This is a genomic window from Mycolicibacter kumamotonensis, from assembly GCF_002086285.1.
GTDB classification, from domain to species: Bacteria; Actinomycetota; Actinomycetes; order Mycobacteriales; family Mycobacteriaceae; genus Mycobacterium; species Mycobacterium kumamotonense.
Genome location: NZ_MVHU01000007.1, coordinates 123,186 through 142,055, shown reverse-complemented (window position 1 = coordinate 142,055; position 18,870 = coordinate 123,186). Strand labels below are relative to the sequence as shown.

Below are 18,870 nucleotides of genomic sequence, written 5' to 3'. Positions count from 1 at the left end.
TGGGATACTGGCTTCCGTGAGTACTGAGCCGCAACCGGCGCCCAAGCCCGCCAAACCGCGCCTGCTGCAGGACGGCCGGGACATGTTCTGGTCGATCGCGCCGCTGGTCCTGGCCTGCATCGTGCTGGCCGGTCTGGCCGGGACGTGCTCGTTTCGTCCCGGCGGCATGTCGGCCGGGCCGGTGCCCTCCTACGACGCCGTCGCCGCGCTGAACGCCGACGCGCAGACGCTCGGGTTCCCCGTCCGGTTGCCGCAGCTGCCGGAAGGCTGGCAACCCAACTCCGGCAATCGGGACAGCATCACCGACGGGCGCTCCGACGCGTCGGGCCAGCGGCTGCGCGCGGTCACCTCGCGGGTGGGCTACATCAGCCCGAGCGGCATGTATGTGAGCCTGACGCAGAGCAACGCCGACGAGACGGCCCTGGTCGCCGCGATCCAGCCCGGCCTGCGCCCGACCGGGACCGAAGACGTCGACGGCACCCGCTGGGTGGTCTATGAGGGCGACGGCGAGCCGGTGTGGACCGCTCGGCTGGCCTCCAAGGACGGCCCGGCGCAGCTGGCGATCACCGGCGCGGCCGGCCCCGCGGCGTTTCGGACCCTGGCGGCGGCCGTCCAGTCGCAGCCGCCGCTACCCGCGGCCCGGTAGGGGGATACGCCAGCGGCGGGTTTTGGGCTCCTCCTCGCCGGTCTGCAACTCCACACCGTGGTACACCGCCAGGTAGACGTCGATCGTGGTGACGATGATGATCATCAGCACCGGACCGATCACGATGCCCCAGAAGCCGAACATGCCGATCCCGGCGAAGACGGCCAGCAGCATCAACGCCGAATTGAGCCGGGCATCGCGCGGCACCAGGATCGGGCGCAGGAAGTTGTCGATGTTGGTCACCACGATCAGGTGGAACGCCACCACGAACACCCCGCCGACGACGTTGCCGAACAGCGCCATGCCGATGCCGAACGGCATGGTGACGATGCCCCCGCCGAGCGGGATGACCGACAACGCGGTCAGCAGGATCGCGAAGATGAAGAACGCCTGGTGGAATCCGGCGATGTAGATGGAGGCGGCCCCGGCCACCCCCTGGCAGACCGCGATCACGAACTGCCCGCCGACGGTGCCGCGCACCATCGAGCCCATCTTGCCCAGGTACAGATCGGTGACTTCGGCACCGAGCGGATTGAGTTGGCGGATCAGGGTCTGCACTTCGTCGCCGTGGGTCAGCAGCGCGAGGAACACGTAGAGGAAGATGATCGCCGCCGTGATGGCGCCGACGACGCCGCCGACGGCGCCCTGCAGCACGTGCAGCAGCAGCTCGCCGCCCCGCTGCGCCACGTTGACCATCGCCTCCCGCAGCGCATCCATGGTCACCTGGACGTGCACGAACGGAATCCGCTCCAGCAGGCCGTTGACGAACTTCAGCACCTTGTCGCCGAGCGTGGTGGGGTCGGTGGCCTGCACCCATTCGGCCACGTCGTTGGCGGTGCGGGTGATCTGCACGACGGCCAAGACGATCGTCACGCCGACCGGGACGATGACGGCGACCAAGGCGGCCAGCAGCGTGCCGGTGGCCGCCAGCCCGGTGGGCAGCCGTCGACCGAGGGCACGGAACAGCGGGGTGAACAGGTAGGCGCCGACGGCGGCCACCACGATCAGCACGAAAAAGGTGCGCAGGAAGTACGCCCCGAACAGCAGCGCGACGACGGTGAAGACCGCGAGAGCACGCCGCTGGGTGGGGGAGAAGTCCTGGTTCACGGGCGCGGATCGCCCCACTTGTCGGCGATGGCCCGCCACGGGTCGGCGAACTTCTTGCCGGAGCCGTGGTAGGGGGCGCGCCACCCCAATACGACGCGAACCAGTGGCGCGACCACACGCAGCAGGTATCGGCTGGCGCCGGCGTGCGCCGCCGTCTCGGCCAGCATCTGCGGCCAGGAGTGATGCTGAAATCCCAGCGCGTCCTGGGCGCGACCGGTGTCCATCCAGTCGGTGTTGAACCAGTCCTCGTCGCGGTCGGGGTTGCCGGGCAGGCCCGCGGGGATCCCGTTGACCAATCCCATGGCCGCGGCCATTGCCGGCGCGATGTCGCGCTGGAGTTGGCGGTGGGTGTCGTCGCCGCCGATCAGCAAGGTCTCGCCGACCACGGGTGCGGTGGTGGCCGCGACGAACGCCGACGCGACGTCGCGCACGTCCACGGTTTGCAGTCTGCCGTCGGAGGGCAGCAACTGCTCGAAATACAGGCCGTCGAGATTGATGCTGGAGCCCAGGTCGACGGCGAGCACGCCGCCGAGCCGCAGGATCACCCAGTCCAGCGTGGAGTCACGCACCCGTTGTTCGGCTTGCACTTTGTGGTGGCCGTAAATGTCGGCCGGGTTGGTCGGGGTGTCGGCGGTCAGCACGCCGGAGACGGTGTGCGGGTTGCGGGAGCCGTACACCGCGATGCTGGAGGCCTGCACGAACCGGGGCGGCTCGGGCTGTTGGGCCGCCGCGGCAAGCAGGTGCCCGGTCGCCTCGACATTGACCCGGTGGGCCAGCTTGCGGCGCGAATAGATCAGCGGCGGGATCACCGCGGCCAGATGGATGATCGCGGCGGGCTGGACGGCGCCGACGAGCTCATCGACCGCTGCCGCGTCGGTGAGGTCGGCATACCGCACCTGTACCGACTTCGGCAATCCGGCCGCCGCTTTGCGGTTGGCCGGGATGTCCAGATCGGTCGCTACGACGGTGCGGCTGTCCGCCGCCAATTGCCGTACCACCGCCGAACCGACCAGACCGAATGCGCCGGTGACCATCACTGTTTTCACACGTCAATCCTTAGCCGAAAAACTCGCTCGGCGATACCGATTCCGGGTACACCTACTCCGGATGCGGCTCCGCCACCACCGTCGCCAGGTGCGGGTGCGCTTCGGCCTTGACCCGCTCGAAGAGCTGTGTGTAGTAGGGCAGGCAGTCGGCCATCGCCTGCTCGGTGGTGAACAGCGGCTGGTAGCCCAGTTCGCGGCGGGCTTTGTCGATGGAGAAATAGTTGTTCAGGTAGAGCCGTTCCACCGCACCGGGTTCCAACAGCGGTTCGGGCAACCCGAACCGGAAATGCAGCCACTGCCAGCCGAACATGACGTCGCGCACCATCCGGCCGGAGACCCGCAGCCGGGGCCAGTGCTGCCCGCACGCCTCGATGACCGGCCGGGCGAACTCGAACATGTTGATCGGTTCGCCGTCGTTGATGAAATAGGCCTGGCCGGGCGCCGTTCCGCCCGGCACCAAGTGCTCGGCGGCCAGGATGAAGCCGTGAATCAGGTTGTGTACGTACGAGTTGTCGAGTTTGGCGCGTTTGCTGCCGATGAGCACTTTGACGTGACCGGCGACCACGCTTTCAAACAGCTTGCGGAACATGGTCTGGTCGCCGTCGCCCCAGATTCCCGACGGGCGGATCGAACAGGTCAGCATGCCGCCGACTCCGTTTTCGCCCAGCACGAACTTCTCGGCGACCACCTTCGTCTCGGTGTAGAGGTCGTTGTACTTGGTGGTGTAGGGCATGGTCTCGTTGCCGCCCGAGATGGCCTTACCGCCCATCACGACGCTGTTGGACGCGGTGTAGACGAACCGTTTCGCCCCGGCCTTCTGCCCGGCCTGAACGAGATTCTTGGTGCCGTCGACATTGACCGCGAAGCTGCGACGCCGGATCTCATCGGTGACTTTCGCGCCGCCCTGCAGGTCGATGATCGCGGCGGTGTGGAAGACGGTGTCGATGTCGGCGACGGCGGCGGCCACCGTCGCCGGGTCGCAGATGTCGCCTTGCAGCGTCTCGAGGTTGGGGTGTTGGCCCAGCGGTGACGGTGCCCGGTCGAACGAGCGCACCTGGTAGCCCCGCTCGAGTAGCGTCTTGACGAAATTGGTGCCGACGAAGCCGGAGCCCCCGGTGACCAATACCCGGCCGAGTTCAGTTGTCAGTGCTGGATCACCCATCGGGAGAGCATAACTGAACGTGTTCCAGTTTTCCCGGGCTTCGGGTGGGGGAGCTCACGCTCGGTCGGGATCATCGGGGTCGGAGGCCAGTGCCTCCTGAACCCGCTGGCGGGCGCCGGCCAAGTGCTCTTCACACCGTTTGGCCAGCTGTTCGCCCCTTTCCCACAGGCTCAGGGATGCGTCGAGATCCAGCCCGCCCTGCTCCAGGCGCTGCACGACCTCGATCAGCTCGTCGCGGCAATGCTCATACCCGAGTTCACTAACGGGCCTCGTCGAAGCGGGTTCGTCAGTTGCCATCGTGGTGTCCTTCGCTGGTAGCGGCAATCGCTCCGTCGGCGACCCGGATCCGCAAGGGGGTGCCCTCCGGTGCGTCCTGCACCGACCGCAGGACATGCGCCGGCCCGTCGCTGCTCACAGTCTGGACGACCGCGTAGCCGCGGGCCAGGGTGGCGGCCGGGCCCAGGGTAGCCAACCGGGCCGACAGGTGCCCGACCCGTTCGGTCTGCACGGTGATCAGCCGGGTGATGTCGCGGCGCACCGCCGCCAGCGCACGTCGAACCTCCTCGGCCCGCTCGGTCAGCGCGCGCAGTGGGTCGGCCAGCACCGGGCGGCTGCGCAATTGGGCCAGCACGCGTTCCTCGCGCACCACCCAGTTGCGTACGGCCTGGGCACTGCGCCGGCGCAGGTCGTCGACCAGCGCCTGTTCGGCGGCGGCGTCGGGGACGATCTTCTTCGCCGCGTCGGTGGGGGTGGCGGCCCGCAGGTCGGCGACCAGATCGCACAGCGGGTTGTCGGGTTCGTGACCGACCGCGCTCACCACCGGGGTGCGGCACGCGGCGATCGCCCGGCAGAGTGTCTCGTCGGAGAACGGCAGCAGGTCCTCGACGCTGCCGCCGCCCCGGGCCAGCACGATCACGTCGACGCTCGCGTCGGCGTCCAGGTCGCGCAGCGCTTCGACGATCTGGGCGACGGCGGCCGGCCCCTGCACCGCGGTGTTGCGCACCGCGAAGCGCACCGCCGGCCACCGGGTGCCGGCCACCGACATGACATCGCGCTCGGCGGCGCTGGCTCGGCCGGTGATCAGGCCGATGGTGTGCGGCAGGAAGGGGAGCGGCCGTTTGAGCCGCGCATCGAACAACCCCTCGGCGTCCAGCAGTCGGCGCAACCGCTCGATGCGGGCCAGCAGTTCGCCGATCCCGACGGCGCGAATCTCGGTCAGCCGCAGTGAGAAGGTGCCGCGGGCGGTGTAGAAGTTGGGTCTTCCGCAGACCACCACCTGGGTGCCTTCGGTCAGCTTGACCGGGGCCGAAGCCACCAGTTCGGGGCTGCAGGTCACCGTCAGCGACATGTCGGCGGCGGGATCACGCAACACCATGAACACCGTCCGGACCCCGGGGCGCAGGTTGATCTGGGTGAGTTGGCCCTCGACCCACACCGATCCGAGACGGTCGATCCAGCCCTTGACCCGGATGGCGACCGCGCGGACCGGGAACGGGTTCTCGGCAGAATTGCCCGGTGCGGGGGCGGTCACTTCGTCGTGGTGCGGGTGATCCTGTTGGCCAGCAACGTCTGGAAGGGGGCTCGGGCCTTGGTGGCCTCCTCATAGGCGAGCAGGGTCTCCAGCTCGTCGACGCTGAGCGAGGCCAGCCGGGCCCGCAGCTGGGCCAGGGTGAGGTTGCCGTAGTCGAGTTCGTCGACCAGGTCGGGGGTGGGCACCTGCGAGCTCGCGGCCTTGCGATCACCCGATGTGACATCGGTCTCGGCGGGCCGGTCCTCGGCACCCTCGCTGAACGAGTACAGCGCGAAGCGACCGTCGGCGCGCGGGCCGGAATCGGCCTCCTCGAAACCGTCGAAATCGGCCGCGTCGGCGCCGTTGAGGCCGTCCTCGATGTCTTCGTCGAAGGTGGCCCACTCCGGCTGCTCGTCCTTCGGCGGGAACAGCGACTCGAGGGTGGAGTCGCCCTTGTTGACCAGCTCAGCGATGCCCTGCTGCCAGCGCATCACGGCGTGCGCGGCCTGGCTTGCCAGCGTCATCGGGTAGGTCAGGATGGTTTGCGGGAGCTTCATCGTCTCCTCGACGGCGACGGTTGCCGCGCCGACCAGGAGCCGGACTCCGAATGGTGCAGTAGCCATGGCCACCAGAGTGCCTTACCTGCCGGTCATCTCCAAGTACTGCCTGTCCAGCCGCGAGCTGGCGGTCCCGTGTCGCCAGACCGTACGCTGGTTGCCATGCCGCCGACCCTCGATACGGAGACCGCTGACCGTTCAGCCAGCGCCGGGGCGCCGGTCGCCGGCGCCCCCACCGGCAAGCGGGTGCTGTTGGCCGAGCCCCGCGGCTACTGCGCGGGTGTCGACCGGGCCGTCGAGACAGTGGAGCGGGCCCTGGAGAAGCACGGCGCGCCGGTGTACGTGCGGCACGAGATCGTGCACAACAAGCATGTGGTGGAGACCCTGACCAACAAGGGTGTGGTGTTCGTTCACGAGGCGGACGAGGTACCCGAGGGCGCGATGGTGGTGTTCTCTGCGCACGGGGTGGCCCCGACCGTCCACGAGTTGGCCGCCGACCGCAATCTGCGGGTGATCGACGCGACCTGTCCGCTGGTGTCGAAGGTGCACAACGAGGCCAAGCGGTTTGCCCGGGACGGCTACGACATCCTGCTGATCGGCCACGCCGGCCACGAAGAGGTCATCGGGATCATCGGCGAGGCCCCCGACGACGTGCAGCTGGTCGACGGTTTGGACGCCGTGGACTCGGTGCGGGTGCGCGACGAGAACAAGGTGGTGTGGCTGTCGCAGACCACGCTCAGCGTCGACGAGACGATGCAGACCGTGGTCAAGCTGCGTGAGCGGTTCCCCAAACTGCAGGATCCGCCCAGCGACGACATCTGCTACGCCACCCAGAACCGCCAGACCGCGGTCAAGGCGATGGCCCCGGAATGCGAGCTGGTGATCGTCGTCGGGTCGAAGAACTCGTCGAACTCCAACCGTCTGGTCGAGGTGGCGCTGGACGCCGGTGCCGACGCCGCCCATCTTGTCGACTACGCCGAAGACATCGACCCGTCGTGGCTCAACGGCGTCGACAGCATCGGCGTCACCTCGGGCGCGTCGGTCCCGGAGATCCTGGTCCGTGGTGTGCTGGAGCGGTTGGCCGAGCACGGCTACGGCACCGTGTACCCGGTGGCCACGGCCAACGAGACGCTGGTGTTCGCGTTGCCTCGGGAGATCCGGCCGGACCGCCGTTAGCCGGTCAGATGTCGTACTCCCAGGAGTCGAGTTCCTCATTGCGCGGCTGACGGGGCCGGGTGCGTGGTTCCACGCCGGGCTCGTCGCCGGCACTGCCGCGGTAGCGCACCCGCGAGATCGGGTGGTGGGTGCTGCCGGTGCCGTTGCCGCGACCGGCCGTCGTGCCGGGCCGGCGCCGGGGTAGCGATTCGGGTGCCTCGGCGGGCCGATAACTGCGTGCGCGGGGATCCCGCTGCCTCCTCGGTGCCGGTTCACCGCGTCGCCGCGGCGGCTCGTCGGCCCACTCGGGTGCCGGGCGTCGCCGCCGGGGCGGCTCGTCGCGGGGGTCGGGCGCCGGGCGCCGCCGCCGTGGGCGTTCGGTCACCGGAACGTCGTCCATCGGTGGCCGGACGTGCCGTGAGCGGGACGGGACGGATGCCTCGGCGCCACGACGACGCTCGCCGGACCGCGCGGTCGACCGGCCCGGGGTGGTCTTGCGGGCGGCGCGACGAGCCTCCGGGGTGGCCCGCCGGGGACGGTCCCCGGGGCGGCGTTCGCGCTGGCTGCGGGAGGCCGGCGGCTCGATGGCGTGGGCGGGGTTGCGGTTGAGCGCCGCGGTGATCATGCCGCCCAGCTTGTTCAGCAGCGTGGGCCGGCGATTCGCGGGTTCGTCGTCGGTCGCGGGATTCGCCGCGCCGTTCAGCATTCCGAGATACCAGCGGATCATTCCGATCAACAGCACGGCAGCCGCGGTGAACAGCATCAGCGGGAACCGCTCGATCAGCGGATATCCACAGTTGATGGCGATGGCCTTGAGCCCGGGGAAGCCGGCGCCGCGGAACCACCAATAGGCGGCCGGCACGGTGCAGAACAGGATCAGCGGAGGCTGGATGACCGCCGTGAACACCGCCGATTGCTGCACCATGAGCACCGCCGCGAGGCAGCCCATCACATACAGCGCGGAAAAGACGGAGCTCAGTTCCTTCTCGCCGGAGCCGGCGTCGAAGGCGACGCCGATGGCGGTCGCGACCACGGCCACCGCGATGGCGGCCCACCACGGAAAACCGGCTGCGTTGGGCAAAATCGAACGGTGGTCGGGCGCCACCGCCGATCTGTCCCGCTGTGCTGCCACACACTGACGGTACCGGCTGGCTTCAGAGGGCCTGCATGGCGGCACGCTCTAGACTTGGCTCCCTGTGAGCCTGAGCCTGGGAATCGTGGGGTTGCCCAACGTCGGTAAGTCGACCCTGTTCAATGCGCTGACCCGCAACGATGTGTTGGCCGCCAACTACCCGTTCGCGACGATCGAGCCGAACGAAGGCGTGGTTCCGCTACCGGACCCCCGGTTGGCCAGGCTGGCGGAGATCTTCGGCTCCGAGCGGATCCTGCCGGCGCCGGTGACGTTCGTTGATATCGCCGGCATCGTCAAGGGCGCCTCGGAAGGGGCCGGGCTGGGCAACAAGTTCCTGGCCAACATCCGCGAGTGCGACGCCATCTGCCAGGTGGTCCGGGTCTTCGCCGACGACGACGTGGTGCATGTGGACGGCAAGGTCGATCCCGAGGCGGACATCGAGGTGATCGCCACCGAGCTGATCCTGGCCGACATGCAGACCCTGGAGAAGGCGATCCCGCGCCTGGAGAAGGAAGCCCGCAACAACAAGGACCGCAAGCCGGTGCTCGAGGCGGCGGTGGCGGCGCAGCAGATCCTCGACAGCGGCAAGACCCTGTTCGCCGCGCGGGTGGACTCCGCGTCACTGCGCGAGCTGAACCTGTTGACCACCAAGCCGTTCCTGTATGTGTTCAACGCCGACGAGTCGGTGCTCACCGATGCGACGCGGATCGCCGAGCTGCGCGATCTGGTGGCTCCGGCCGATGCGGTGTTCCTCGACGCCAAGATCGAAGCCGAGCTCGCTGAACTGGACGAGGAATCGGCGATGGAGCTGCTAGAGTCGATCGGGCAGACCGAACGAGGTCTGGATGCGTTGGCGCGGGCCGGGTTTCACACCCTGAAGTTGCAGACCTACCTGACCGCCGGACCCAAGGAGGCCCGGGCCTGGACTATTCACCAGGGCGACACCGCACCGAAGGCGGCCGGGGTGATCCACACCGACTTCGAGAAGGGCTTCATCAAGGCCGAGGTGGTGTCGTTCGACGACTTGGTCGAGGCCGGGTCGATGGCCGCCGCCAAGGCCGCCGGCAAGGTTCGCATGGAGGGCAAGGACTACGTGATGGCCGACGGGGACGTGGTGGAGTTCCGGTTCAACGTGTAGTCGCCTTCATCAGTTGATGATCTCGTCGCGCTCCTGCGCTCGCAACGCGGCCAATCGGTCGCGCCACTCCTGCAGCGCCTCGGGGGACAGCCGCGTCCAGTCGTCGACTTCTTTGATGACACGGAGCGGCTCTGTGCTGCGGTAGGAGCGGGTCGGATTGCCGGGGAACTTCTTATCGGTGACGTTCGGATCGTTCTCGAAGGCACCGGTCGGTTCGACCAGATAGACCCGCGGCGTGCCGTCGCCGGCCGCGAGTTCGGCCGCCAGCCCGGCGCCGTCGCGCACGGCAGTGAAATAGATGTGGTTCATCACGATTTCGGGTCGGTAGTTGGAGCGGAATCCCGCGGTGAGTAGCTCGCCGGCCCGCAGTTCTGCCTTGGTTCCGTGGAAGAACGGGCCTTCATCCAGCACGGGATCCATCGCGTCAGGTTACCGGGCGTGGTTGGCCGCGAGATTGCAGCAGTGCTGGAAAAATCGCCGGATCACCTGCATGGCTTCACTTTCGCGGGAAAGAACGTCCCCGACGTGTGTCGTGCCGGTGACCTGACCGCAACCGGGGCAGAGGACGCTCGTCGTCATGGCGGTGGTTGAGGCGATCTACCTGGTGGCGGCGACGCTGTGGATTCTTGTGGTGACCGCGGCGGCGTGCGTCGGAGGCCGGTACTTCCTGAAGCTCCGCGCCCGGCGGCGTCGCATCAATCGGTTGGTCGGCGGTGTGCGCCTGTCGCTTGAGCGCGCCATGGGCCCGTATCGAGCTGTGGCGCGGCCGGTCCTTGCCGTATCGCGAGGACGGGTTGTCGGAGGTCGCGGCTAACGTCCCCGGCATGAAATTCGTCTCGACACGCATCATCACCGCCGACGTCAAGCGACTGGTCGGCTTCTACGAGCTGGTCACCGGCGTCTCCGCAGTGTGGGGCAATGAGCTGTTCGCCGAAATCCCGACACCTGTCGGCACACTGGCCATCGGCAGCGACAAGACGGTCCCGCTGTTCGGGGCCGGATCCGCCGAGCCGGGCGCCAATCGCAGCGCGATCCTTGAGTTCACCGTCGACGACGTGGACGCCGAGTTCGAGCGCCTCCGCGGGCAGGTGTCCGAGGTCGTGACCGAGCCGACGACCATGCCGTGGGGCAACCGCGCGCTGCTGTTTCGGGATCCGGACGGCAATCTCGTCAACCTGTTCACTCCGGTCACCGACCAGGCCAGGCTCAAATTCGCAATTTGATGGCCTGAACAGCTGGAATACCAATCGGTATACTCGCGTCATGGCCACGACGATCAAGGTGCCGGCCGAGCTGCGCGACCGGATCAACCGCGAAGCGCAGGAACGAGGCATAACTGCGGCCGGCTTCATCGAAGGGCTCGTCGATGGCTACGAACGACGCCGGCGCATGGAGGAATTCGGGCGGGCATTCCGCGGGGCGGATCGTGCCTACCGGGACGAGTTCCGCGAGTGGGACGTCGTACTGAACGACGTCTGACATGGCGAGCGAGTTGCGGCGGGGGATGGTGGTTTGGACGGAACTCGATCCCGTACGCGGGCGCGAGCAGGCCGGCCGGCGGCCGGCGCTCGTGGTCGCCAGCGATCTCTACCTCGAACAGGCTGACACCCTGGCAATCATCGTCCCGGCGACGACGAAAGGCCGTGGTTGGCCCAACCATGTGCTTCTGCAGGGGCCGGGTCTGACATTCGGCGGGCCGACGTTCGCCATGACGGAGCAACCGCGGACGGTCACGCGTGAACGAATCTTCGATGTTATCGGCACCGTTGGCAGCGCGACGATGCGTGAGGTCGACAGTTGGCTGCGCGACTTCCTCGGGTTGCCGTGATGCTCAGGCCCTACCGGCCCGCTACCAGATGACGGCGATGCCCGCGGCGGTCAGCACCAGTGCGCCGGCGGCGTAGAACAGCGGACGCGGCGCTTCCCCACCTGACTTGCGCTGGCGGGCCCGGCCGATCCCGAGCACAGCGCCCAGGGCGATCAGCAGCACCAGCTTGGTCCCGATCTTGGGGTAGTTGAGCACCACGTCGGCCGGCCAGGGCGCGGCCAGCGCCAGACCGGTCAGCAACGACAGCACCACGCCGTAATCCATCAGCGCGGTCAGCTGAAAGCGCCGTGCTGCGGCCTCGGCGGCCAGCGCCCCGAACGTCACCGCGAAGCCGACGATGTGCAGCAGAACTATTACGTGCCGTAGTACCTCCACGTCGCCCAGGCTAGCCCGCGACATGGGCGTGGGCCAACCCTCGGCACTCGGGCGGCCGCTACCCTTGACCGCCATGACCTCATCGACCACCCGCCTGGCCGCCGTCGTCGCCGCCACCAGTGACCCGGCCGCCGCCGATCCGGCCGGCTCCCAAGTCGTCTTCCGGGCCTCCGCGGTCGCCCACGACGCGGTCGCCAGCACGATCACCATGGGGCGCTACAGCGTCGAAGTCGACGAGCCGCCGACGCTCGGCGGCGAGGACACCGCCCCCAACCCGGTCGAGTACTACCTGGGTTCGCTGCTGTCCTGCCAGATCGTCACCTGGCGGTACTGGGCCGAGAAACTGGGCATCACCGTCGACGAGATCACCGGGCGCGCCGAGGGGGATCTGGACGTGCGCGGGTTCTTCGGCCTCGACGACGCGGTGCGCCCCGGCTTCAAGGAGGTGCGGGTGGTCATCACGGTGACCGGCCCGGAAACCGCAGAGCGCTACGCCGAACTGCACCAGGTCGTCGAAAAGCACTGCCCGGTACTGGATTTGACCACCAACGTCACACCGGTGCACAGCACTCTGGAAGTCGGGTAGCAGCCGTGATCTTCATCGTGGTCAAGTTCGCGATCAAGCCGGAGTGGGCCGAGCGCTGGCCGCAGCTGGTCACTCAGTTCACCGAGGCCACCCGCGCCGAGCCGGGCAACCTGTGGTTCGACTGGTCACGCAGCCTGGACGATCCGAATGAATACGTGCTCGTCGAGGCGTTCCGGGACGGCGCGGCCGGCAGCGCGCACGTCAACAGCGACCACTTCAAACGGGCCATGGCCGAGATGCCCCAGGCGCTGGCGTCGACACCGAAGATCATCAGCCAGCAGATCGACGCGACGGACTGGTCGCTGATGGGCGAGCTGACCGTCGACTAGGACGTGCCTAGCGCGCCACGACGATCTCCCGGCCCAGCTGATATCCCGGGGTCAGCGGCAGGATGTCACCGCTCCAGAATGACCCGGGATCGAACCAGTTCGCGTTCTTGTCGGTCGACAGCAGGCCCATCTCCTCGTAGGTGATGGCCACCGTCTCGGCGCAGTAGGCGGTTTGCAGCCCCACCTTGCTGCGGCGCGCCTTGCGGCGCTGGCTGATCTCTTGCACCTTGCGATCCAGAACCGGGATGCCGCGGGTCCAGTCGCCCAGCGTCGGGAGCCGGCCGCGCAGCCACCGGCCGGTGAGCCGCGCCGTGGTGGGAAACGCGGTGCCGTCCATCCGGGCGATCGCCTGCAGCAGCCGGTCTTCTTGTTTGCGGGTGATGGTTCCGTGGAGCTGACGGAACCAGCACCGCTGCTCATAGCGGCCCATCCACTGTTCGACGGCGGCCCGGGCATCGTTGAGCTGCACCCCGCGGTGATTGGTGCCGGTCCAGAAGTCGAGCAGCTTGTCACCGAGCTCGGCATGCCAGATCAGCGGCGGCAGGTCGTCGAGGGCCACCGTCATCCCGACGTGGTTCACCGGGGCGTTGGACAGGGTCTGGATGGCGCGGTCCGGCCCGGAGCGGCCGCGAAACAGCCAGATATCGCCGGTGCGGGTCTCGGCCAGCGCGCGCTCCAGCGTCACGGTGTGTTCGTCCACGAATCAGCACCCTAGGGTGTGATCGTGCGCAGCATTTGGAAATGGATCGGCCTGGCGGGCGTCGTCGGCGTCGCCGCCGGGGGAGTGCTGGTGGCGCGAGACCAGCGACGGCGACGGGCGTACACGCCCGAAGAGGTCCGCGCCCGGCTGCATGAGCGGCTGGCCGAAGCCGGCGGTTGAGCGAGGCTCGCCGAAGGAGAGGCGAAGCTGCCCCGCCGCATGGCCCCGGCGGCGACGACTAACCGACCTCGACGGCGTAGAGCCGGTGGGTGCCGGCGAAGCCCTTGAGCTCGGCGTCGCGGCCGGCGCCGACGGTGATGTCGTCGCACTCCTTGACCGCGTCGCGCACCGGCCCGCTGATCAGGATCTGGGCGCCGTCGGCGGCGGCGGCCACCCGCGCGGCCATCGCGACGTTGCGTCCGAACAGGTCGTCGCCGCGGCGCACCGAGCGTCCCATGTGGATCCCGATCCGGACCCGCAGCGGATGCGCCGGTTTGCGGCCCCGGCGCTGCTGCAGCGCGCGTTGGATGTCGATGGCGCAGCGCACCGCCTGCTCGGGCTGCGCGAACGCGATCATGTAGCCGTCGCCCTGGTTTTTGACCACGTGCCCGCCGTGCTGGCCGACCGTTCGCTGCACCATCTCGTCATGCCGGGCGATCAGCTTCACCCAGGCGCGGTCGCCGATCCGCTCGTTGAGGGCGGTGGATTCCTCGATGTCGGTGAACAGGATCACCACGTGCCCGTCCGGGGTGAGCCGGGCCAAATCGGGACGCTCCACCTCGGCCCAATCGGCGAGCTCTTCGATCGAGGACCGCACCGCCGCCCCGAACCCCTGTTTGCGCACCAGGTTCGCGGTCTGCCACACGGTTTTGACGGCCTCACGACCGCCGGATAAAAGCAGGTTGCGGGTGTCGACGCGCTGTCGCAGCGTCTCGGCCTCGGCCCGTGCGCGGTGCAGCTGTCGGGTCAAGATCGCGAGGGCGACGGCTTCGGCGACGACCACCGCGGCCAGCACGCCGGCCGCGAGCAGCGTCGGCGTCAGCCATTCGATCCCGAACATTCAGCTGGACACGAACTCGACGACGGCCGCGCTGAAGGCGTCGTTGTCGTCGCCGGCCGCGGTGTGCCCGGCCTCGGACAATTCGATGAAGCGCGCTCCGGGAACCTTGTCCAGGAAGTCTCTGACGCCTTCGGTGCTGACCACGTCGGAGAGTTTGCCCCGGATCAGCAGGATCGGGATCTGCAGGCCGATGGCGGCCGCCTCGATCTTCTCGGTGCGCAGCGCCGGATCATCCCCGGGCTTGGTCAGCAACGCCGGATCCCAGTGCCAGTACCACCGGCCGTCGCGGAACCGCAGATTCTTCTTCAGCCCCTCGGGGCTGCGGGGTTTGGTCCGGTGCGGCAGGTACTCCGCGACGGCGTCGGCGGCCTGCTCGAGCGAGTCGAAGCCGTCGACGTGGCTGAACATGAAGTCGCGGATCCGCGCGCTGCCGTCCTTCTCGTAGCGCGGCACCACGTCGACCAGCACCAGCTTGGCCACCCGCTGCGGTCCGGCCTGATCGGCGACCAGGATGCCGGTCAGCCCGCCCATACTCGCCCCGATCAGCGCTACCGGGCGGCCGATCACCTCGATCACCGCAAGGGCGTCGGCGGCCAGAGTCTCGATGGCGTAGTCGGCGCCGGGCGAACGGTCGCTGTCGCCGTGCCCGCGGGTGTCGAGCGCGACGACGTGATAACCCCGGTCGGCCAGGATCTGACCGGTCTTGTGCCAGGAGTGCCGATTCTGGCCGCCGCCGTGCAGCATCAGGATCGTCGGGGTGGTGTCTGCGGCGACACCCCGGTTCCATTCGTCGGCGACCAGCGTGACTCCGTCAACGCCGGCGAATTCGACGGTCTGGGCTGTGCTCATCAGGAGATGGTAGACAGTGTGAATCATGGTGGGTGATGACATCGCCGACGTCGGACAGCGTCGCGCACTGATTGCAGGGCTGATCACGGTACTGGTCTTGGCGGGCCTGCTCGGCTGGCTCGGTGTTCGCGCCGAAGCGGCCCACAGCGCCGCCACCGGGCGGGAGATGTTCGTGCGGGTGGCTCGCCAGGCCGCGCTCGACCTGACCACGGTCGATTACCAAGACCCCGAGGGTGATGTGCGGCGCGTCCTCGAGTCGGCGACCGGCGAGTTCTATGAGCGGTTCTCCAGCCGCGCCCCATTGCTGGTCGAAACCGTCACCCGGGAGCAGTCACAGGCGGTCAGCTCGGTGAGCGAGGCGGGTCTGGAATGGCAGTCCGGAGACGAGGCGCAGGTGCTGGTGGCTGTCAGCGTCGCCTCAAAGCACCTGGGCGGTCTGGAACTGCGGCCGCATGAACTGCGGATGCGGATGACGGTGCAGCGGGTGGGCAAGCAGGCCAAGGTTTCCGAAGTCGAGTACGTGATATGAGGCGGCTGGTCTACGGTGTGCTGCCGGGTCTGATCCTGGCCATGGCGCTCGCCGCAGGATGGCTGAAATGGTACGAGGGGTCGCAGCGGGCCGGTGAGTTGGCTCGCGCCGAAACCATCGATACCGCAAGCGAATTCGCGGTCAAGATGCTCTCGTTTCGGCCCGACACGATCGAGGGTGATCTGGCCGGTGCGCAGCAGTTGATGACCGACGACTTCCGGGACCGGTTCGCCCCCCGGGCGCGCGATCAGATCGTCCCGGATGCCAAGGCGCGCAACGTCACCGCGGCGGCCGAGGTCTCCGGTGCGGCCTCGGTGCGGGCGACGGGCGATCACGCCGCGGTGCTGGTCTTCGCCGACCGCACCGTCACGGTCGGCTCGGCCGAACCAGCCGACGTCGACTCGAGCTACCTGGTGACGTTGGACAAGGTCGACGGCCGGTGGCTGGTCGCAGATTTCGAGCCGGTCTGAGGAGCAGGCGATGAGTGAACCGCGCTGGATCGACGTCACAACGCCCGGGGTGGCGCTCAAAGCACTGAGCTGGGGACAGCCGGGTGACCCGGTGGCGTTGTGCCTGCACGGTTTTCCCGACACCGCGTACGGATGGCGTCGGGTGGCGCCTCGACTGGTCGCGGCCGGATGGCATGTGGTGGCGCCGTTCATGCGGGGTTACGCTCCCTCGGCCATTCCCGAGGACGGCAGCTATCACATCGGCGCCCTGATGCACGACGCGCTGCGGGTCTACGAAACGGTCGGGTCGACCGGTCGTGATGTGGTGATCGGCCACGACTGGGGTGCGATGGCGGCCACCGGGTTGGCCGCCACGCCGGACAGCCCGTTCACCAAGGCGGTGATCATGTCGGTGCCCCCGCCGGCGGCGCTTCGCTCGGCCGGCGCAACGGACCGGATCGCGATTGCCGGCCAGCTGCCGGCGCAGATGGTGCGCAGCTGGTACATCGGCTACTTCCAACTGCCGTGGCTGCCGGAGCGGTCCGCCTCCTGGGTGCTGCCGCGGCTGTGGCGGCGATGGTCGCCGGGCTATCCCGCCGAGGAGGATCTGCGCCACGTCGACGCGGCGATCGGGACGCCGGAGGGCTGGCGTGCGGCGCTGGGTCCCTACCGGGCCCTGCGCAGTGTCCGGGTGCCGGACCGCTACGCCAATCTGCACCGGCACTGGTTGGAGCTGCCGCTGTTGCCGAGCCTGTACCTGCACGGTCGCACCGACGGCTGCATGTCGCCGGCCTTCACGCGGTGGGTGGAGCCGGCGCTGCCGGACGGCAGTGCGGTGGCCGTGGTCGAACATGCCGGGCACTTCCTGCAACTCGAGCAACCCGACGAGGTGGCCGACCGGGTGCTGCAATTCCTGACTTGATGGGCCGGGCGACGCGGGGACACCCGATGGCCGCGATCGACGCCCAGTTCTACTGGATGTCGGCGAAGATCCCCAGCGACCAGTTCCTGCTCTACGCCTTCGCCGCAGTACCGGCCGACCTCGACGGCGCCGTCGCAGAAGTGCTCGACCGGGCGCGGGCGTGCCCGGAGCTGACCATGCGGGTCGAGGATGCCGGTCCGCTGCGCTACCCGCGGTGGGTGCCGGCTTTCGACCACATCGGCGCGGTCCGGCATCGGGTTGCCGACGACAGCTGGGCGGGTTGCCTGGACGCGCTGGTCCGCCTCACCGATGACCAACTCGACGTGCGGGTCGCGCCCTGGCGGCTGCACGTGTTCGCGCCGGTGCACGGCATTCCGGGCCACGGCGGCCCCGCCACGGTGGCCGTCCTGCAGGTAGCGCACGCGCTCGCCGACGGTGCGCGCGCCTCGGCGCTGGCCGCGTGGCTGTTCGGGCGTGCCGCACCCGTGGCCGCGGTGCAGCCACCCGGTCGCGAGTTTTTGCCCTGGCGTGCCGTCGTCGCGGCACGCGCCCACCGCAGCCGGGTCCGAGACACCGCGGCCGGCCTGTTGCCGCCTGCGGTCGGAGACCGTCCGCCGCTGGCCACCAACAACCGGCCCGCCGGCGCCCGCGCGGTGCGCACGCTGGTGCGCCACCGGGGCGAACTGAACGGACCCACCGTCACCGTGGCGGTGCTGTCGGCGGTGTCTGAGGCGCTGTCGGAGTATCTCGACGAGCCGTGCGAATCGCTGGGCGCCGAAGTGCCGATGGCAAAATCTGGTGTTCGCCTGGCGCATAACCATTTCGGCAACATTCCGGTGGGGCTGTACCCGGGACTCGATCCGGGCGCCCGCATCGAGGCGATTGCCGCCGACGTCGCCACCGGCCGGCTTCGCGCCCGGCATCCCGCTTCGGCCGCCGCCGACCGGGCGTTCGCGGCGACACCGGCGGCGCTGTTGCACTGGGGCGTCGAGAAGTTCGACCCGCAGGCCCGTCCGGTGCGGGTGGCCGGTAACACCGTGGTCTCCAGCGTCTACCGGGGTGCGGCGGACCTGCGTCTGGGCGCCGCGCCGGTGTTGATGACGGCCGGGTTTCCCGCACTGTCCCCGGCGATGGGCCTGACGCACGGCGTGCACGGCATCGGCGACACCGTGGTGATCAGCGTGCACGCCGCGCAGTCGGCGATCAGCGGAATCGACCGATATCTACGATTACTGGATGCGTCGTTGTAGGTTGGGGCACATGATCACCGCTGCCGATACCGCTTTGCTGATCCTGCGCCTGGTGCTGGGTGTGACCCTGGCGGCACACGGTTTCAACAAGTTCTTCGGCGGGGGCCGCATCCCGGGCACCGCGGGATGGTTCGAGAGCATCGGGATGAAATACGGCAAATTCCAGGCGGTGACGGCCGCCAGTGCCGAGATCGCCGCCGGGCTGGGATTGGCCGCCGGCTTGCTCACCCCGATCGCGGCCGCCGGGTTCGTGGCGCTGATGTCGGTCGCGGTGTGGACCGTGCATCGCGGGAACGGGTTCTTCGTGCTCAGCGAGGGCTGGGAATACAACCTGGTGCTGGCCACCGGTGCCGTCGTGGTGGCGATGCTCGGGCCCGGCCGGCTCAGCCTCGATCACCAGATCTTCTGCCGCTGTTGGCTCAACGGCTGGGCGGGCCTGGCGATCTCGGTCGGGCTGGGGCTGGCCGGCGCGCTCGGCCAGCTGCTGCTGTTCTACCGTCCGCCGGCCGTGACCGGCGAGTAAGGCAGTCCGCTGCCGGC

Annotated in this window: 27 protein-coding genes; 15 read left to right on the top strand and 12 right to left on the bottom strand. The window is 68.7% G+C overall.

Annotated features, from left to right (window positions below):
* Positions 1–16: 16 nt before the first annotated feature.
* Entirely contained in the window at positions 17–646 is a 630-nt protein-coding gene (locus BST28_RS07290) for a DUF4245 domain-containing protein (protein WP_019735330.1), read from the top strand.
* On the opposite strand, the gene BST28_RS07285 is transcribed toward BST28_RS07290, so the two are convergent.
* The 6 genes from BST28_RS07285 to BST28_RS07260 form a co-directional block, all read right to left on the bottom strand.
* Entirely contained in the window at positions 629–1,753 is a 1,125-nt protein-coding gene (locus BST28_RS07285) for an AI-2E family transporter (protein ID WP_019735329.1), read from the bottom strand. The genes BST28_RS07290 and BST28_RS07285 overlap by 18 nt on opposite strands.
* Positions 1,750–2,787 (bottom strand): NAD-dependent epimerase/dehydratase family protein, encoded by a 1,038-nt coding sequence (locus BST28_RS07280; protein ID WP_083080514.1) that lies wholly within the window; start codon positions 2,785–2,787, stop codon positions 1,750–1,752. The genes BST28_RS07285 and BST28_RS07280 overlap by 4 nt, the downstream gene beginning before the upstream one ends.
* A 64-nt stretch (positions 2,788–2,851) precedes the next feature.
* Complete coding sequence (locus BST28_RS07275) at positions 2,852–3,961, bottom strand: 3-beta-hydroxysteroid dehydrogenase (RefSeq protein WP_065287776.1); 1,110 nt, start codon at positions 3,959–3,961, stop codon at positions 2,852–2,854.
* A 54-nt stretch (positions 3,962–4,015) separates the two neighbouring features.
* Complete coding sequence (locus tag BST28_RS07270; protein ID WP_065287777.1) at positions 4,016–4,258, bottom strand: exodeoxyribonuclease VII small subunit; 243 nt, start codon at positions 4,256–4,258, stop codon at positions 4,016–4,018.
* Positions 4,248–5,492 carry an exodeoxyribonuclease VII large subunit gene (xseA, locus tag BST28_RS07265; RefSeq protein ID WP_065287778.1) on the bottom strand — a complete coding sequence of 415 codons (1,245 nt, stop codon included), beginning with the start codon at positions 5,490–5,492 and terminating at the stop codon, positions 4,248–4,250. Before xseA ends, BST28_RS07270 begins: the two co-directional genes overlap by 11 nt.
* The gene (locus BST28_RS07260; protein WP_065287779.1) at positions 5,489–6,094 is read right to left on the bottom strand and encodes a lipid droplet-associated protein; all 606 of its coding nucleotides are present in this window, start codon (positions 6,092–6,094) and stop codon (positions 5,489–5,491) included. The genes xseA and BST28_RS07260 overlap by 4 nt, the downstream gene beginning before the upstream one ends.
* A 96-nt stretch (positions 6,095–6,190) precedes the next feature.
* Between BST28_RS07260 and BST28_RS07255 the strand changes: the two genes are divergently transcribed.
* Complete coding sequence (locus tag BST28_RS07255; protein WP_065287780.1) at positions 6,191–7,204, top strand: 4-hydroxy-3-methylbut-2-enyl diphosphate reductase; 1,014 nt, start codon at positions 6,191–6,193, stop codon at positions 7,202–7,204.
* Positions 7,205–7,208: 4 nt separating this feature from the next.
* Here the strand turns inward: BST28_RS07255 and BST28_RS07250 are convergent, their stop codons facing one another.
* Positions 7,209–8,315, bottom strand: coding sequence for a DUF6542 domain-containing protein (locus tag BST28_RS07250; RefSeq protein ID WP_065287781.1), 1,107 nt, complete (start codon positions 8,313–8,315; stop codon positions 7,209–7,211).
* 64 nt (positions 8,316–8,379) lie between these two features.
* On the opposite strand from BST28_RS07250, the gene ychF reads away from it, so the two are divergent.
* Entirely contained in the window at positions 8,380–9,453 is a 1,074-nt protein-coding gene (gene ychF / locus BST28_RS07245; RefSeq protein ID WP_065287782.1) for a redox-regulated ATPase YchF, read from the top strand.
* A 9-nt stretch (positions 9,454–9,462) separates the two neighbouring features.
* Here ychF and arr read toward each other — a convergent pair whose 3' ends face one another.
* Positions 9,463–9,873 carry an NAD(+)--rifampin ADP-ribosyltransferase gene (gene arr, locus BST28_RS07240; RefSeq protein ID WP_019738017.1) on the bottom strand — a complete coding sequence of 137 codons (411 nt, stop codon included), beginning with the start codon at positions 9,871–9,873 and terminating at the stop codon, positions 9,463–9,465.
* 157 nt (positions 9,874–10,030) lie between these two features.
* Here arr and BST28_RS07235 point away from each other — a divergent pair, with 157 nt between their 5' ends.
* The 4 genes from BST28_RS07235 to BST28_RS07220 are packed head-to-tail and all read left to right on the top strand — an operon-like array spanning position 10,031 to position 11,281.
* Positions 10,031–10,267, top strand: a complete 237-nt coding sequence (locus BST28_RS07235; protein ID WP_019738015.1) for a hypothetical protein — start codon at positions 10,031–10,033, stop codon at positions 10,265–10,267.
* Between the two features lie 10 nt (positions 10,268–10,277).
* The gene (locus tag BST28_RS07230) at positions 10,278–10,676 is read left to right on the top strand and encodes a VOC family protein (RefSeq protein WP_019738014.1); all 399 of its coding nucleotides are present in this window, start codon (positions 10,278–10,280) and stop codon (positions 10,674–10,676) included.
* A gap of 40 nt (positions 10,677–10,716) precedes the next feature.
* A complete protein-coding gene (locus BST28_RS07225) occupies positions 10,717–10,932 on the top strand; it encodes a toxin-antitoxin system protein (protein WP_065287783.1) in 216 nt (71 codons plus the stop codon).
* Between the two features lies 1 nt (position 10,933).
* Positions 10,934–11,281, top strand: a complete 348-nt coding sequence (locus BST28_RS07220; protein WP_019738012.1) for a type II toxin-antitoxin system PemK/MazF family toxin — start codon at positions 10,934–10,936, stop codon at positions 11,279–11,281.
* A gap of 21 nt (positions 11,282–11,302) precedes the next feature.
* On the opposite strand, the gene BST28_RS07215 is transcribed toward BST28_RS07220, so the two are convergent.
* Positions 11,303–11,656 (bottom strand): Fe-S protein, encoded by a 354-nt coding sequence (locus tag BST28_RS07215; protein ID WP_065287784.1) that lies wholly within the window; start codon positions 11,654–11,656, stop codon positions 11,303–11,305.
* Positions 11,657–11,729: 73 nt separating this feature from the next.
* On the opposite strand from BST28_RS07215, the gene BST28_RS07210 reads away from it, so the two are divergent.
* Together BST28_RS07210 and BST28_RS07205 are read left to right on the top strand one after the other, a co-directional pair.
* Entirely contained in the window at positions 11,730–12,242 is a 513-nt protein-coding gene (locus tag BST28_RS07210; protein WP_019738010.1) for an OsmC family protein, read from the top strand.
* A 5-nt stretch (positions 12,243–12,247) separates the two neighbouring features.
* A complete protein-coding gene (locus tag BST28_RS07205) occupies positions 12,248–12,571 on the top strand; it encodes a putative quinol monooxygenase (RefSeq protein WP_019738009.1) in 324 nt (107 codons plus the stop codon).
* A gap of 7 nt (positions 12,572–12,578) precedes the next feature.
* Here BST28_RS07205 and BST28_RS07200 read toward each other — a convergent pair whose 3' ends face one another.
* A complete protein-coding gene (locus BST28_RS07200) occupies positions 12,579–13,271 on the bottom strand; it encodes a guanylate cyclase (RefSeq protein ID WP_065287785.1) in 693 nt (230 codons plus the stop codon).
* Between the two features lie 24 nt (positions 13,272–13,295).
* On the opposite strand from BST28_RS07200, the gene BST28_RS23235 reads away from it, so the two are divergent.
* Positions 13,296–13,451 (top strand): hypothetical protein, encoded by a 156-nt coding sequence (locus BST28_RS23235; protein WP_085990273.1) that lies wholly within the window; start codon positions 13,296–13,298, stop codon positions 13,449–13,451.
* Positions 13,452–13,509: 58 nt separating this feature from the next.
* Here the strand turns inward: BST28_RS23235 and BST28_RS07195 are convergent, their stop codons facing one another.
* Together BST28_RS07195 and BST28_RS07190 are read right to left on the bottom strand one after the other, a co-directional pair.
* On the bottom strand, positions 13,510–14,331 hold the full coding sequence (locus BST28_RS07195) for an adenylate/guanylate cyclase domain-containing protein (protein WP_083080513.1): 822 nt from the start codon (positions 14,329–14,331) through the stop codon (positions 13,510–13,512).
* Positions 14,332–15,180 (bottom strand): alpha/beta fold hydrolase, encoded by an 849-nt coding sequence (locus BST28_RS07190; protein WP_234808214.1) that lies wholly within the window; start codon positions 15,178–15,180, stop codon positions 14,332–14,334.
* 25 nt (positions 15,181–15,205) lie between these two features.
* Here BST28_RS07190 and BST28_RS07185 point away from each other — a divergent pair, with 25 nt between their 5' ends.
* The 5 genes from BST28_RS07185 to BST28_RS07165 are packed head-to-tail and all read left to right on the top strand — an operon-like array spanning position 15,206 to position 18,853.
* Positions 15,206–15,709 carry an Rv1363c family protein gene (locus BST28_RS07185; protein WP_083080511.1) on the top strand — a complete coding sequence of 168 codons (504 nt, stop codon included), beginning with the start codon at positions 15,206–15,208 and terminating at the stop codon, positions 15,707–15,709.
* Positions 15,706–16,179 carry a hypothetical protein gene (locus tag BST28_RS07180; protein ID WP_083080510.1) on the top strand — a complete coding sequence of 158 codons (474 nt, stop codon included), beginning with the start codon at positions 15,706–15,708 and terminating at the stop codon, positions 16,177–16,179. The genes BST28_RS07185 and BST28_RS07180 overlap by 4 nt, the downstream gene beginning before the upstream one ends.
* A 10-nt stretch (positions 16,180–16,189) precedes the next feature.
* A complete protein-coding gene (locus BST28_RS07175) occupies positions 16,190–17,080 on the top strand; it encodes an alpha/beta fold hydrolase (protein ID WP_083080509.1) in 891 nt (296 codons plus the stop codon).
* 26 nt (positions 17,081–17,106) lie between these two features.
* The gene (locus BST28_RS07170) at positions 17,107–18,330 is read left to right on the top strand and encodes a WS/DGAT/MGAT family O-acyltransferase (RefSeq protein ID WP_083080542.1); all 1,224 of its coding nucleotides are present in this window, start codon (positions 17,107–17,109) and stop codon (positions 18,328–18,330) included.
* A 10-nt stretch (positions 18,331–18,340) separates the two neighbouring features.
* Positions 18,341–18,853 carry a DoxX family protein gene (locus tag BST28_RS07165; protein ID WP_083080541.1) on the top strand — a complete coding sequence of 171 codons (513 nt, stop codon included), beginning with the start codon at positions 18,341–18,343 and terminating at the stop codon, positions 18,851–18,853.
* Positions 18,854–18,870 lie beyond the last annotated feature (17 nt).